This window comes from Subtercola endophyticus (assembly GCF_021044565.1).
GTDB classification, from domain to species: domain Bacteria; phylum Actinomycetota; class Actinomycetes; order Actinomycetales; family Microbacteriaceae; genus Subtercola; species Subtercola endophyticus.
On record NZ_CP087997.1, the window covers coordinates 4,173,907 to 4,187,546 of the forward strand.

The 13,640-nt window shown below is 69.1% G+C and carries 7 protein-coding genes and 2 pseudogenes; 4 read left to right on the forward strand and 5 right to left on the reverse strand.

Annotated features, from left to right (window positions below; translation table 11 throughout):
* The first annotated feature begins 63 nt into the window (after window positions 1–63).
* From LQ955_RS19350 to LQ955_RS19360, 3 genes are all read left to right on the forward strand, one after another.
* Entirely contained in the window at window positions 64–1,854 is a 1,791-nt protein-coding gene (locus LQ955_RS19350; protein WP_231026094.1) for a phosphoenolpyruvate--protein phosphotransferase, read from the forward strand.
* Between the two features lie 206 nt (window positions 1,855–2,060).
* Window positions 2,061–2,816, forward strand: coding sequence for a hypothetical protein (locus LQ955_RS19355; protein WP_231026095.1), 756 nt, complete (start codon window positions 2,061–2,063; stop codon window positions 2,814–2,816).
* 41 nt (window positions 2,817–2,857) lie between these two features.
* A complete protein-coding gene (locus tag LQ955_RS19360; RefSeq protein WP_231026096.1) occupies window positions 2,858–4,927 on the forward strand; it encodes a carboxylesterase/lipase family protein in 2,070 nt (689 codons plus the stop codon).
* A gap of 1,144 nt (window positions 4,928–6,071) precedes the next feature.
* Here LQ955_RS19360 and radA read toward each other — a convergent pair.
* The 4 genes and pseudogenes from radA to LQ955_RS19380 form a co-directional block, all read right to left on the reverse strand.
* A pseudogene (gene radA / locus LQ955_RS19365) lies at window positions 6,072–7,397 on the reverse strand (DNA repair protein RadA); the annotation flags it as partial.
* 87 nt (window positions 7,398–7,484) lie between these two features.
* Window positions 7,485–8,276: a hypothetical protein gene (locus tag LQ955_RS19370; RefSeq protein WP_231026097.1), complete on the reverse strand. Its 792-nt coding sequence runs from the start codon at window positions 8,274–8,276 to the stop codon at window positions 7,485–7,487.
* Between the two features lie 211 nt (window positions 8,277–8,487).
* A complete protein-coding gene (locus tag LQ955_RS19375) occupies window positions 8,488–9,279 on the reverse strand; it encodes a PIG-L family deacetylase (protein ID WP_231026098.1) in 792 nt (263 codons plus the stop codon).
* Between the two features lie 135 nt (window positions 9,280–9,414).
* Entirely contained in the window at window positions 9,415–10,605 is a 1,191-nt protein-coding gene (locus tag LQ955_RS19380; RefSeq protein WP_231026099.1) for an RtcB family protein, read from the reverse strand.
* Window positions 10,606–10,929: 324 nt separating this feature from the next.
* Here LQ955_RS19380 and LQ955_RS19385 point away from each other — a divergent pair, with 324 nt between their 5' ends.
* Window positions 10,930–11,826 (forward strand): alpha/beta fold hydrolase, encoded by an 897-nt coding sequence (locus tag LQ955_RS19385; RefSeq protein WP_231026100.1) that lies wholly within the window; start codon window positions 10,930–10,932, stop codon window positions 11,824–11,826.
* A 459-nt stretch (window positions 11,827–12,285) separates the two neighbouring features.
* Here LQ955_RS19385 and LQ955_RS20135 read toward each other — a convergent pair.
* A pseudogene (locus tag LQ955_RS20135) lies at window positions 12,286–13,296 on the reverse strand (glycosyltransferase family 2 protein); the annotation flags it as partial.
* Window positions 13,297–13,640 lie beyond the last annotated feature (344 nt).

Here is a 13,640-nt window from a genome sequence, read left to right on the forward strand (position 1 = left end):
GACGACATCGCGCAGGATGCATTCCGCGCACTAATGTGGGTGACGCAGGTAAGGAGCTTCACCATGCTGTTGCAAGGCGTAGGAGTCGGTCGTGGTTCTGCAGTCGGGCCCACGCTCAGGATGCCCGAACCCCTCGCCGAGCCGACCGACGAGCCGAGCGACGCGTCGCCGTCTGCCGAGTTCGCGCGAATTCACGAGGCGCTCGCCCACGTCGCAGCCGATCTCGAGGCACGGGGCGCTGCTGCCGGCGGAGAAGCCCAAGACGTGCTCAACGCCCAGGCGCTGATGGCGCAAGACCCGACCATCGCCGACGACATTCAGGTGAGGTTGGGCGATCGTAAGTCGGCCGATCGCGCGGTGTATGAAGCCTTTGCGGGCTTTCGCGACCTGTTGCTGCAAATGGGCGGCTACATGGCCGAGCGGGCGACCGATCTCGACGACGTTTCGCAGCGCATCATCGCTCGGCTGCGGGGCGTGCAGGCGCCGGGCGTTCCCGAGTCGGAGACCCCGTTCATCCTGGTCGCCCATGACCTCGCGCCCGCCGACACCGCGCTGCTCGATCTGACGAAGGTCATCGGGCTCATCACACGCGAAGGCGGCCCCACTTCGCACACAGCGATTCTTGCGCGGTCGAAGTCGATTCCGGCGATCGTCGGCGTGGGCGGCGCCGAAGAACTCGCTGACGGCACATTCGTCGTGCTCGATGCCGGCAGCGGAACCGTCAACACTCAGCCCACCGACGACGACCTCGCCGAAGCCCGTGCCGCGATCGCTGCGCGAGCGGCCGTCGCTGCGGCTCCGCTGAGCGCGGGTGCGCTCGCCGACGGAACGCTGGTGCCGCTGCTGGCCAACCTCGGCTCGGCCGACGGAGCCGAAGAAGCTGTCGCACTCGGCGCCGAGGGCGTCGGGCTCTTTCGCACCGAGTTCTTGTTTCTCGACGCGACGGAGGCTCCCTCGGTCGAGACGCAGGTCGCCGAATACGAGCGGATGCTGCGGGCCTTCGTGGGCAAAAAGGTCGTCGTTCGCGTGCTCGATGCGGGCGCAGACAAGCCGCTCAGCTTTCTGAACGACGAAAAAGAAGAGAATCCGGCGCTGGGGCTGCGGGGCATCCGTGCCCTGCGGGCGAGTGAGCAGATTCTGCGCGACCAGCTCACCGCTCTGGCCATCGCCGAGGCGCGTGTCAACGGTTTCGCGCCCGACACTGCGCCTGTTCAGGTGCAGGCCGCCAGCGATCTCGGCAGCCTCGAATTCGGTGACGAGAAAGTGGATGCGGCCGAAGCTCTGGCCTCCTCAGAACAGCCCGCGAACACGGTCGAGGTCTGGGTGATGGCGCCGATGGTGGCCGACTACGACGACACGGAGTACTTCGTCTCGCTGGCCCGCGAGCTGGGCGTTCGGGTCGCCGGGGTGATGGCCGAGGTGCCCTCGCTCGCGGTCGTCGCCGACCAGGTGTTCGACATCGCCGACTTCGTGAGCATCGGAACCAACGACCTCACGCAGTACACCTTGGCCGCCGACCGCTTGCTGGGGTCGGTCGCGAACCTGCAAGATCCGTGGCATCCCGCGGTGCTGCGGCTCGTCGGCATGATCGGGCGCGCCGGGCGCGACGCGTCGAAGCCCGTGGGCGTGTGCGGCGAGGCGGCGGCGGATCCGCTGCTCGCGGTGGTGCTGGTGGGGCTCGGCGTGACCACGCTCTCGATGACGCCGGCGGCACTGGCGGATGTTCGCGCCGAACTCTCGCGCCACACCCTCGCCGAGGCGCAAGAACTCGCCCGCGTGGCGGTCACCGCCACCTCCGCCGCCGCTGCGCGCCAGGCCGTGACCCGCCTCTCCGCCGCCAACGCCGTAGGCTGACCCCCCTCTTTCTCTCTCTCTCTCCCTCCCTCTCCGTGGTTGGGATCGACTTTGCGAAAAAGCCCCCAAAACCGCGCGGGAAGGGGCTTTTTCACAAAGTCGATCTCGGGCGCAAGCTGGGAAGGCGCCGAAAGTTGAGGGGCGGGGTGGGGCGAGGAGCCATGTCGATCACGGGGGAGGGTGCGCGGGCTGGGTAGCCTGGATGTATGTCCGCCACGCAGCCTCCGCGACGCCGGGTATCGCAGAAGGTGTACCGCCGGCGCCGCCTGGTCGTGCTGCTGGGAGTGCTCGCGGTGATCGTGGTGGTGCTGCTGGTCATCCTGCGACCGGGGTCGGGCAAGGCCGAGACGGCGGCCCCCGCGACGGCGACGCCGGGCGCGACGGATTCCGCCGGGGCTCTGGGTGCCGCGACCCCGGCGCCCGCGGCGAGCGGCACGGGCGCGGGCAGCGCGGGCACGGGTGCGGGCGACGCCGGCGCGACGCCCAGCGCTGCCCCGAGCGCAGCGGCGACGGATGCCCCGGCCCCCGCCGCGAGCGAGACCCCCGCCGACGGATCCGCTGCCTGCGCGGCCGGAAACATCACGGTGACGGCCATCACCGACGCGAACGACTACTCCAGCGGCAACCTGCCCATGCTCTCGTTCAGCATCGTCAACACCGGTTCGCAGCCCTGCACGATCAACGCCGGAACGTCGCAGCAGGTCTATACGATCACCAGCGGAACCGAGACCTACTGGCTCTCGACGGACTGTCAAACGGGTGCCACCGATACACTCGCCATGCTCGAGCCGGGTAAGACCATCACGTCGACACCGTTCGCCTGGAACCGCACCCGCTCGTCGAAAGACTCCTGCGCCTCTACCTCGCCGCCGGCTGTTCCGGCCGGTGGGGCGGCCTACCACCTCTCGGTGAGCGTCGACGGAATCGCGTCGGCGCAGTCGGCCCAGTTCATCCTCGAGTAGCTGCGCCCTCGCCGTTAATCCCAGCGGGATACGATCAAGGCATGTCGACCCTGTCTCGCTCGCCGGTGGCCGCAACTCTCGACATCACCATAACGCAGGGCGCTCTGCGCGGCGCGCGCGAGCGGGGAATCGAGACGTGGCGCGGCATTCCGTATGCGGCGCCGCCTGTCGGCGAGCTGCGATTCCGTGCCCCTCAACCGCCCCTGTCGTGGCGCGGCGTTCGGGATGCGCGCCAGTTCGGCGCCGTTTCGCCGCAGTCGCGCGAAGGAAACTTCATCGGGGCGGCGAAGAACGCTCCGATGAGCGAAGACTGCCTCACCCTGAACGTCGTGCGCCCGGCGCGCCCGGTGCGCCCGACGCCGGCGCGCCGGGCGCGAACGAGCGGTGACGAGCGTGGTGCTGACGGCGGCACGCGGGCGCCCGCCGACAGCGGCGATCCCGAGCCGGCCCTGCTGCCCGTGATGGTGTTCATCCACGGCGGCGCGTACAGCGTGGGGTCGTCGGCCGAGGTTCCGCACAACGGCGACACTCTCGCGCGCGAGGCGAACATCGTCTACGTCTCGATCAACTACCGGCTCGGAGCCCTCGGCTTTCTCGACTTCACGGCCTACTCGACGGCCGAACGGATGATCGAGAACAACCTCGGCCTGAAAGACTGCGTTGCGGCGCTCGAGTGGGTTCAGGCGAACATCCGGATGTTCGGGGGCGACCCCGACCGCGTGACGCTGTTCGGCGAGTCGGCGGGCGCCAACGCGGTGACGACGCTGATGACCGTGCCCCGGGCATCCGGTCTCTTTGCGCGGGCGATTGCGCAGAGTTCGCCGACGAATGCTGTGTATCCGCCAGACCTGACACAGGCGTGGGCCGCACAATTCGTCGAGCTGCTGAGCGAGCGCGTGTCGAATGACAGTGTCGAGAACACCTCCGCCGAGGAGGCGGGCGAGATGCTCGTCACGGCGAGCTGGCGCGACCTGATCAGGGCGACGGATTCCCTCACCGTGAGCGCGCCCGACGACGACCCCGGAACCATCGCCCTGTGCCCGGTCATCGACGGCGACTTTCTGCCGGAGCGGCCGCTCGATGCGTTCAAGGCGGGACGCGCGCATCCGGTGCCCCTCATCATCGGCACGAACGACCGCGAGGGAGCCCTCTTCACCGGCCGGCTCGACATTCTGGCAACCACGCCCAAGCGCATTCGGGCGATCTTCGCCAAGACGAAGAAGAAGGCGCGCAAGGCGATCAAGGCTGAGTATCCGGGACTGCCTGCCAAGCGCGCGGCTCATGACTTCGGGGGCGACTACGCGTTCTGGTACCCGACGGTGAAGGTCGCCGAGCGGCACTCGCGATTCGCGCCGGTGTACTTCTATCGTTTCGACATCGCGCCGCGCCTGGTGCGCCTGGCCGGCTTCGATGCGACCCACGGACTCGAGCTCTTCGCGCTGTTCGACCGCATGGGCGGAACGTTCGGGCGCACCATGACGCTGCTCGGCGGTCGCCGCGCGTTTGTGCGCACGGGCGCTCGTATGCGGCGGTATTGGGGTGCGTTCGCGTACTCGGGCGACCCGAACGGTGGCTCGGGTGACTCGGCCGGCTCGGGTGGTTTGGGTGACTCGGGTGGCTTGGGTGACTCGGCCGGCTTGGGTGACCCGAACGGTGGCGGCGGAGTGGGTGCCCCGGGTCGCGCGGGAGGTGGCGTGGCTGGCTCCGGTGGCTCGGGCGACTCGGCCGGCTTGGGCGACCCGAACGGTGGCGGCGGAGCGGGTGCCCGGGGTCGCTCGGGCGGTGGCGCGGCCGATGACGCGAGCAGTGTCGGGACTCAGGCCGGCGAGAGCGATGACGGTAGTGGGACTTCCATCGGCACACGCGGCAGCAGCGTCAGGACTTCGGCCGGCACGCGCGTCGTGAATGGCAGCCGTAGCGGCGGGCTCAGCGTGCGTGCCGCGGGAGGCGATGAGCAGACGCCCGAATCGACGACGGCGGCCTTCGGCGGATGGCCCCGTTACGACGAACAGACCCGCCAGACGCTCATCATCGACGCGTACGACCGCGTCGAGCACGATCCGCGCGCTTCGCGCCGCCTCGCGTGGCAGGCCTTCGTTCCGCACGTGTGACCGCGCCGGAGCCGGTGAAACGGAGGAGATTTCGATGGCGTGGGGCGAATAGCAGCTCACGCCTGCGGATTCTCCTCTGAATTCACGCCGGCGGGCGCGGCTGCGGAGTGTGTGCCGCCCGAGAGTGTGCAAGTGGTGGGATGTTTGGCCCGTGGGGGTGGCCGGGGCGCGGGCGGGCCAGAGTGTGGACCTGCTGTGCGGGTGGGCCAGAGTGTGGACCCTGCTGTGCGGGTGGGCCAGAGTGTGGACCCTGCTGTGCGGGTGGGCCAGAGTGCGGACCCTACTGTGCGTGCGGGCAAGAGTGCGGGCCTACTGTGCGGGTAGGCCAGCGTGCGGGCCTACTGTGCGGGCGGCAGCGTGCGAGCACCGGCCCGCCCATGTCGGTCCAGCGGGCATCGCTACCCGTTAGGTGACCTGCCCGTTAGGCGACCTGTTCGATCGCGCCGGCCTGACGCGCACGTCGGGATGTGGTCGGGTGTGGAGAGCCGATGCAGGGTCAGCCTTGAGGCGGGAGCTCGGGGTCGGACGCGGGAACACCCCATCGTTCCGCTGCGCGAGAGCCCGCGTCTCGGGCGGGCGTCGCAGGTGCGTGGCTCTCAGATGCACCGCCGTCGCGCCGAACCTGACCGACGCCGTCACCCTGACCGTCGCCGTCACGCCGGCCCTGACCGTCGCCCTGCCCCTGACGTCGTGCGACGCCGTTGCCCTGCCCGAAGCTCGGGTGATCACGGCGCGCGCTCGGGTCTGAGGAGGTGGGGAGGCTTTGGTCGATGCTGTCACGAAACTCGGCGCGGGCGCGCCTCTTGGCATCGGCCACACCCTCGGCGGCGGAACGGAGGAAGGGCACGCCGTCATCGAGTCGCCTACCCGATCGCCTCGCGGATTCACGGGCGGACCGGTGACCGGGATTCGGCCCGCCGATCGCAGAAGGCGGCGTGGGCGCCTTGGGTGCCGCGGGCGCCGCGGGCGCCGCGGGCGCAGGCCCGGAGGCGAACGTCTTGTCGCCGTCGACCGAGTGCTCTGCAGGCTTCGCCGCCTGTCTGGGCGCAGCACCCGGGCCGCCCCCGGGAAGGCGCGACGCCGCACTCGCGCCGCCCGCGGGAGTGCGGGGCGCCGCACCCGGGTTGGTCGCGGTGAGGCGGGGCGCCGTGCCGAATGCTCGGTGGAACGCCGGCTTGATCTGCGTCTCGTGAGGCCCCAGAACGTCGCCGAAACCGAGACGGCGCGCCTCGGTCGCTCGCAGCGCCGACGACGTGACCTGACGTACCTCGCCCGCCAAGCTGATCTCGCCGAAGGCGACGAAGCCGCTGGGCATGGGGCTGTCGCTGTACGCAGACGCGATGGCGAGTGCGATCGCCAGATCGGCGGCCGGCTCGACGAGTTTCACGCCGCCGACGGTGGAGACGTAGACGTCTTTGTCGGAGAGCTTCAGCTTGAGTCGCCGTTCGAGAACGGCGAGCAGCATCGACACTCGTGACGAGTCGACACCGTTGGTGACCCGTCGCGGGTTCGGGGCATTCGTCGTGATCACCAGCGCCTGCACCTCGACGGGGAGCGCGCGCCGGCCCTCGAGCGCGATCGTGACGCAGGTTCCGGTGGTCGGCTCGACGGCGTTACTGAGGAACAACCCGCTCGGGTCGCTCACCTCACGGATGCCCGCCCCCGTCATCTCGAAACACCCGACCTCATCGGTGGGCCCGAACCGGTTCTTCAGCGTGCGAACGAACCGCAGTGCGGTCTGGCGGTCGCCTTCGAACTGGCAGACCACGTCGACGAGGTGCTCGAGAACGCGAGGCCCGGCGATGTTGCCGTCTTTGGTGACGTGCCCCACCAGCAGAATCGGCAGTGCGCGCTCTTTCGCCACCCGAATCAGTGCCGACGCGACCGCGCGCACCTGAGCGGGGCTGCCCGCCCCACTGTCGAGCGCCGAGTTCGCGACGGTCTGCACGGAGTCGACGATGACGAGGTGCGGCATCACCGCGTCGATCTGCCCGAGAATGGTGGCGAGGTCTGTTTCGGCCGCGAGCATGAGCGTGGGTGAGAGCGATTGGGTTCGGTCGGCGCGCATCTTGATCTGCCCGACGGACTCTTCGGCGCTGACGTACAGCACCCGCAGATGCTCTTGAGCGGCTCGCGCCGCAACTTCGAGCAGCAGGGTCGACTTGCCCACCCCCGGTTCACCCGACAACAGGATGGTCGCCCCGGGCACCAGACCGCCGCCCAGCACACGATCGAATTCGCCGATACCGGTCGCCCAGTGTGTGGTCGCGTCGGTGTCGATCTCGGTGATGGGCCGGGCGATGCTTCCTTCGTCGACCTTCACGGCCTTCACCTGCCCGGCGGTCGCGGCGCTCTCGAGTGCCGAGACGACGGTTCCCCACGACTGGCACTCACCGCAGCGGCCGGCCCAACGAGGGGTCGTCCACCCGCACTCGGTGCACTTGAAGTTGGAGATCGGCTTTGTGGGCATGCCTCAACGATAGGTGCGGCCACCGACACCGTGAGGCCGACGCCCCGAGTTGTGCAGAGAAGGCCGCGGTGCGTGGTTGTGGAGAAGTCAGTCCTCGAAGTCGTCTTCTTCGACGAACGCCTTGCCGCTGGCCCGCTTGCCCTGTGCGGCCAGTGTCGCCGCGCGCTCGGCAAGCCGGCGCTTCACCTCGTTCTGGGCGTCTTCGACGACCTGCGCATCGAGCGCAGGCTGGGACTTCTGCGGCGCCCCGTGGTACTTCTCGATGTACGCGTCGAGCTCAGGGCCGGAGGTCCACGACGTGATGAGGCAGTACCGAGGCGAGGGCCCGACCTGCCACACCGCGTGCCAGAACCGCTGCGTGTCGACGATGACCTGCGTGCCGGCGGGCAACGGGATGCGTACCTCTGTCGCCGGGTCGAACCGGTCTTCGCGCAAGATCAACAACGAGTCAGGGTCGTCGCTGAGGTTGAAGAAGCCCCGCACGATCCACCCCGTGCCGTCGGGATTCAGCCGATTGTTGTCATCCTGATGCAAGTTGTAGATGGCATTGACATAGTCGTTGGGCTGCAGCTCGATCACGCGAGAACGCCCGATGTTCGCTCCCGGCTCTTCGGCGCGCGCCTTCAGAATCGGCGCCTTCTCGACATTGGCCTGCACCCAGACCCCGTCTTTGTCGGTGCGCGGGGGAGTGTGGTTCCAGAATCCGTTGCACTCCATCTCGCCGAACGCGCTGGCGAGCGGGGCGAAACGCGTGTCTCCCGACGACTTCCAGTCGACGTACTCGAGGTCGAGCCACTCTGCGGGATCTTTCGACTGATCGTACGAATCCAGCACGACATAACCCGTGTCTGCGAAGGCAGCAGATCTGATGTAGCTCAAGAATGGCCCTTTCTCACAGAGACCACGCGCGTTTGTACATGATCTAGTAAGGCGAGCCTAACACCCGGGCCTCCCGCAACGCCCGAGATTACGGGCAGCGATGGCCGTGCATCCGGTGCCCGGACCGGCTTTACCTGGCCGCCGCTGCCCGCCTGCGCGCACACCCGCCAGGCCGGGCTGCGCCCGCCCGCACCCTGCCCGCCCACCTCGCCTACTCGCCCGCCCACCGCCGAAACACCTCGACGTCACGCACCGGCTGCCGCTGCCCGCCCGACAGCACGATGTCGTCGCCGTCGACACTCAACTGCGTGCGATGCGCCGCCAGCGCCCGAAACTTCGCCGCACGATACTCCCCGAGCGGCACGACCACGTCGCCGCCCTCCGCCTCCGCAGCGCTCGGCACGATCGTATAGAGGGGGAGCCCCGAACGTTCGGCGGCCGCGACAGCTGCGTCGTGCATGCGCACGTGATCCGGATGCCCGTATCCGCCCCGCGCGTCGTAACTCACCAGCACGTGCGGGTGCACGTCTGCGATGACGGAGAGTACATCGTCGACCACCTCATCGAGCGGGGCGAGGCTGAACGCGTCGGATGGAGCATCCGGGGCCGCCTCGGCGAACCCCGACGCCCCCCACGTCATGCCCGAGTCGCTGTACCGGCGGGGCGCGCGGGTGGATGCCCGGGCATCTGCCGCGCCCAGAAACCGATGATCGGTCACGCCCAGCTCGCGCATCGCGGCATCGAGTTCAGCCACCCGCACCTCGGCCAGTTCGGCGGTACCCTCGAGGTGCTTCAGCGGCCCTGGAACAACCTCGCCGCGCTCGCCCCGCGTTGCCGTGACGAGCACGACGCGCACCCGCTCGGCCGCCAGCCGCGCCATCAGGCCGCCCGTGCCGAGCGTCTCGTCGTCGGGGTGCGCGTGCAGCAGCAGAATGGTCGCGTCGGGAATGCCGCCGTCGCGGCCCACATCGACATCGGGTCGTTTGAGCTCGGGAAACACCATGGCTCCACCCTATGCGCGGCTCGACGCGCCGCCGGGACGAGCGGCACGGCGGTGATAACTAAGGAGATACCCAGTGCGGCACCACATATCGCCTCGGCGGGCTGCATCTCCTTAGTTATCCACGGCACCCCCGCCTCAGTTGCCCTTCACGTTGAGAATCTGGCGCAGCGTGTGCCGCACCTCCACCAGCTCGGCCGCATCGGCCATCACCTGGTCGATCGGCTTGTACGCCGCAGGAATCTCGTCGATGAAGGCATCGGTGTCGCGAAACTCGATGCCCACCATCGCTTCACGCAACTGTTCGTGCGTGAAGGTGCGCCGCGCCGCCGAGCGGGAGTACGACCGGCCCGCACCGTGCGGCGACGACTCCAGTGCGACCGGGTTGCCGAGCCCGGCCACCACGTACGAGGCCGTTCCCATCGAGCCTGGGATGAGCCCGGGCTGACCCTTGCGAGCCGAGATCGCGCCCTTTCGCGAGAGCCAGACGCTCTTGCCGTAGTGCCTCTCTTTCTCGGTGAAGTTGTGGTGGCAGTTGATGCGCTCCCGCTCGACGATCGGTACGGTCATCCACTCACTGAGCTGACGAATGACGCGATCCATCATCTCTTCGCGGTTGAGCAGAGCGAACCGCTGCGCCCAGCGCAGCTCGGCGATGTAGCGGTCGAACTCGTTCGTGCCCTCGACCAGGTAGGCGAGGTCGCGGTCGGGCAGCTCGATCCACCACTTCGTCATGAGCGCTTGCGCGACCGCAATGTGGTGTTGTGCGATGCGGTTGCCGATGCCTCGGCTGCCCGAGTGCAAGAACACCCACACCGCGCCGTTCTCGTCGAGCGAGACTTCGATGAAGTGGTTTCCGCTGCCGAGAGTGCCCAGCTGCCGCTCCCACTCGCGAACGTAGCTCGCAGGGTCGAACCCCGATTCCGTGGCGAGCGTGCGCAGCTCTTCGACGCGCGGCACGGCTGTCGCCACGATCTTGTTGTTCTTGCCGCCCGCCGACAGCGGAATGGCCCGCTCGATCTGTTCGCGCAACTCCCGCAGTGGCGCTCCAGCTGTGACGCGAGCGTCGACATCGGATGCCGTGAACTGCGTTCTGACTGCGATCATGCCGCAGCCGATGTCGATGTCGACGCCGACGGCAGCCGGCATGACTGCGCCGAGCGTCGGGATGACCGAGCCGACCGTTGCGCCGAGGCCCAAGTGGGCGTCGGGCATCAGTGCCAGGTGAGGGTAGATGAACGGCATGCTCGACGAGGTGCGGGCCTGTTCGAGTGTGTTGTCTTCGAGCAGACTGGCCCAGCTGAGCAAGCGTTCAGTGATTTTCTTCATGACCTTTCGTTTCTGTGGATTGCAGCACAATGAGTGCCGCGGGGTGACGCAAAAGAAGCCCTCGACCTCGACGGTCGGGGGCTTCGGTGAAGACGGGTGAGGGTCTCTACGAAGCGTCGATGGGGTCGAGTACTGTCGGGTCGGCAAGCGGCTGGAGGCCGCGCTGATTCATTTTCGGCAGGGAGACGTGATCGAGATGCACGGTGAGCGTGTACATGTCTCGATTTCCTCTCGGTTCACTCGGGTGCCAGGCGGCACAGCCTTGCGACGTTACCGGAGGCGTCGAGTCTCTGTCAACTCGCCAGATGCGGTATTTTGGCAAGGGTGACCACCCGTCGTGAAGAGCAGCTGCGCGACGAAGCGCTCGGCGACATCGACTGGGCCACGCCGCCCGAGGGCGTCACGGCGTCGACGTTCGAGGCGCCGAGCGGGCCGCTCGCGGTCTGGGAGGCGGGGGAGGCCGGGCATCCGCGGGTCGTTCTGCTCGCCGGGGTCACGGGCTCGAAAGAAGACTTCTTCTACATCTTCGGCGAACTCGTATCGCGGGGCTATCACGTGCAGAGTTACGACCTCGCCGGGCAGTACGAATCGCACCAGGCGGGCCCCGAGAACCTGTCACCGCCGAAGAAGCACTACGACTACGCGCTCTTCACCGACGATCTCGTCGCCTACCTGCGGCAGGGTGAGACCCCGGCGCACCTGCTCGGCTACTCGTTCGCGGGAATCGTGGCCGAGCTGGTGACCGCCGAGCATCCGGAGCTCGTCGCCAGCCTCACCCTGCTCGGGGCGCCGCCGGAGCCCGGGCAGTCATTCCGTGGCGTCAAGCGCCTCGGAGCGTTCTCGACCAACGCCCCGAACCGCGTCGCCGCCGCCCTCATGCGCTGGGGCGTCGTGGTGAACGTCTTGCACGTGCGACCCGGTCGGTTGCGGTTCGTCAAGGCGCGTTTCGCCTACACTCGGCGGTCGTCGCACGCCGACATCATGGGGTTGATGAAATGGGTTCCGGATGTTCGTGAAGAACTTCGAGCGTCGGGAATCCCGATCGACGTGGCGGTGGGTGAGCACGATCTGTGGCCAACGGCGCTTCACGCGGCCAACGCCGAGGCGCTCGGAGCCCGCCTGCACGTTTATCGCACCGGTCACAGCCCCTGTGAAGACGCCCCGTACGAGCTCAGTTTCGACCTGCTCGACCTGTTCGAGCGCAGCCGCACCGCGGGCTGAGCTGCGTTCGGCGCGCAGCCGGCGCGTGTTCGCGCGTCGATTCTGGCTCCAAACGGCGGCGGATGCGACCGAGATCGACGCGCGAGCGCGAGATGTGGAGCGGCGGCTGTGCGCGGGAGTGGGCGGTGCGGCAGTGCGGGGCGCGGGAGTGCGGGGTGCGGGAGCGCGGGATGCGCCAGTGCGGGGTGCGGCGGTGCGGGGCGCGGGAGCGCGGGGTGCGGCGGTGCGGGGTGCGGCGGTGCGCGGTGCGGCAGTGCGGGATGCGCCGGCGCCGGCCGGGCCTCTGTCGGGCGGGGTGCTGTCGGGCCGGGTCGAGCGCGGGTCGTGGTTGGCGTGGGGTGCAGGATGCTCGGCTTTCGCCAGGCGGCGGCTAGGGTGCTCTGCGAAGCGAGTGCGTGCGCCGGCCGCGATACGAGCGGCGACCCGCGTCCACGGGCGCTCTTCGGCCCAGTTCACGCCTAGCGTCGCGAACGCCCAGTCGAGCCGTCGGCTGAAGCCGCCCAGGGAATCGAACGGGCGGGCTGAGATGGGCATCCGCATTTCTTCGACGAAACGCACCCGCATGGCAGGCGTGAGGCGCATCGAGATGTCGAAATCGTCGTGCATGCGCGGGTTATCGATGTGCAGGCCCGGCTTGATGCGGCTCCAGGCGCTGGAGCGCAGCGCAAAGTTCGACCCGAACAGCGGCACGTGCCCCATCAGTGCGCGCACCGCGACGAAGTACCCGCCGAGGTAGAACGTCTCGCCCGCCCAGCGCACCAGCGCGTTGCTGCCGTAGTACTCGCCAGGGCCGGTGACGCCGGTGAGCCCCGGATCTGCGGTGAAGGCGCGTTCGATCTCTTCGAGCCAGTCGGGCCGGGGAATCGAGTCGGCGTCGATGCGCGCCATGATGTCGGCCCGCGGCGCCGACCCGGGGGCGACTGCGGTTGCGCCGCCGCTCGTGGCCGCCGCCGCGGGGTTGGCACTCATGGCCTCGGTAGGGACACCGGCGAAGTCGTCGCCGGTGGTGGCGCCAACGAGGTCACCGGCAATCGTCGCGGCTGCGCTGGTATCGGCAGTGGTGGCGCCGGCGAGGTCACCGGCAGTGGTGGCGGCGGCGAGATCATCGCCGGTGGCGGTGGCGGTGGCGGTGGCGGTGGCGGTGGCGGTGGCGCTGGAGACGGCGGCGAGGTCACCGGTAGTGGTCGCGGCGGCGCTCGCATTGCCCGCTCCAAGCGGATCGGCGGCCAGTACACGGATGCCCGCCACGTAGTCGAACCCCGCGACGGTGGCGTGCAGGATGCCCGCGACCGGCTCGAAGACGACCGTCACTCCCGCGCGGCGAGCGACCTCTGCCGTCTCATCCGAGCTGCCGTTATCGACCACCACGATCTCGTCGGCAGGCCTGGTCTGCCGGGCGAGCGCCGCCAGGCACACCCGAAGCATCTCGGCGTCGTTTCGCGCCGGTATCACCACCGAGATCGAAAGCATTACCCTTCGAGCCTATCGCTCGCGCAGCTCCCACCACCCTCAGCGGGCCCGGTCGTGCTTGGGTTTCGCGAGAGCGACCTTTGCGGTCGAGATGAGCCGCCGGGGCGGTCGCTCTCGACCGCAAACGTCGCTCTCGGCGGCGCCGCGCGGGCGCGGGCGGGCGAGCGCGGGTGGGGGCGCGGGCGGGCGAGCGCGGGCGGGGCGCGGGGTGGCGCCGCGCGGGCGGGGACGGGCGAGCGCGGGGTGGCGCAGCGCGGGGGCGGGTGCGGGCGGGGCGGTCGGGCGGGCGAGCGCGGGCGGGGCGCGGGGTGGCGCCGCGCGGGCGGGGACGGGCGAGCGCGGGG

Bases quoted from the DNA above. Each gene is read 5' to 3' on its own strand.
- LQ955_RS19360 (WP_231026096.1), top strand. From the start codon at position 2,858: ATGTCGACCCTGTCTCGCTCGCCGGTGGCCGCAACTCTCGACATCACC.
- LQ955_RS19380 (WP_231026099.1), bottom strand. From the start codon at position 10,605: ATGAAGAAAATCACTGAACGCTTGCTCAGCTGGGCCAGTCTGCTCGAA.
- LQ955_RS19350 (WP_231026094.1), top strand. From the start codon at position 64: ATGCTGTTGCAAGGCGTAGGAGTCGGTCGTGGTTCTGCAGTCGGGCCC.
- LQ955_RS19355 (WP_231026095.1), top strand. From the start codon at position 2,061: ATGTCCGCCACGCAGCCTCCGCGACGCCGGGTATCGCAGAAGGTGTAC.
- LQ955_RS19375 (WP_231026098.1), bottom strand. From the start codon at position 9,279: ATGGTGTTTCCCGAGCTCAAACGACCCGATGTCGATGTGGGCCGCGAC.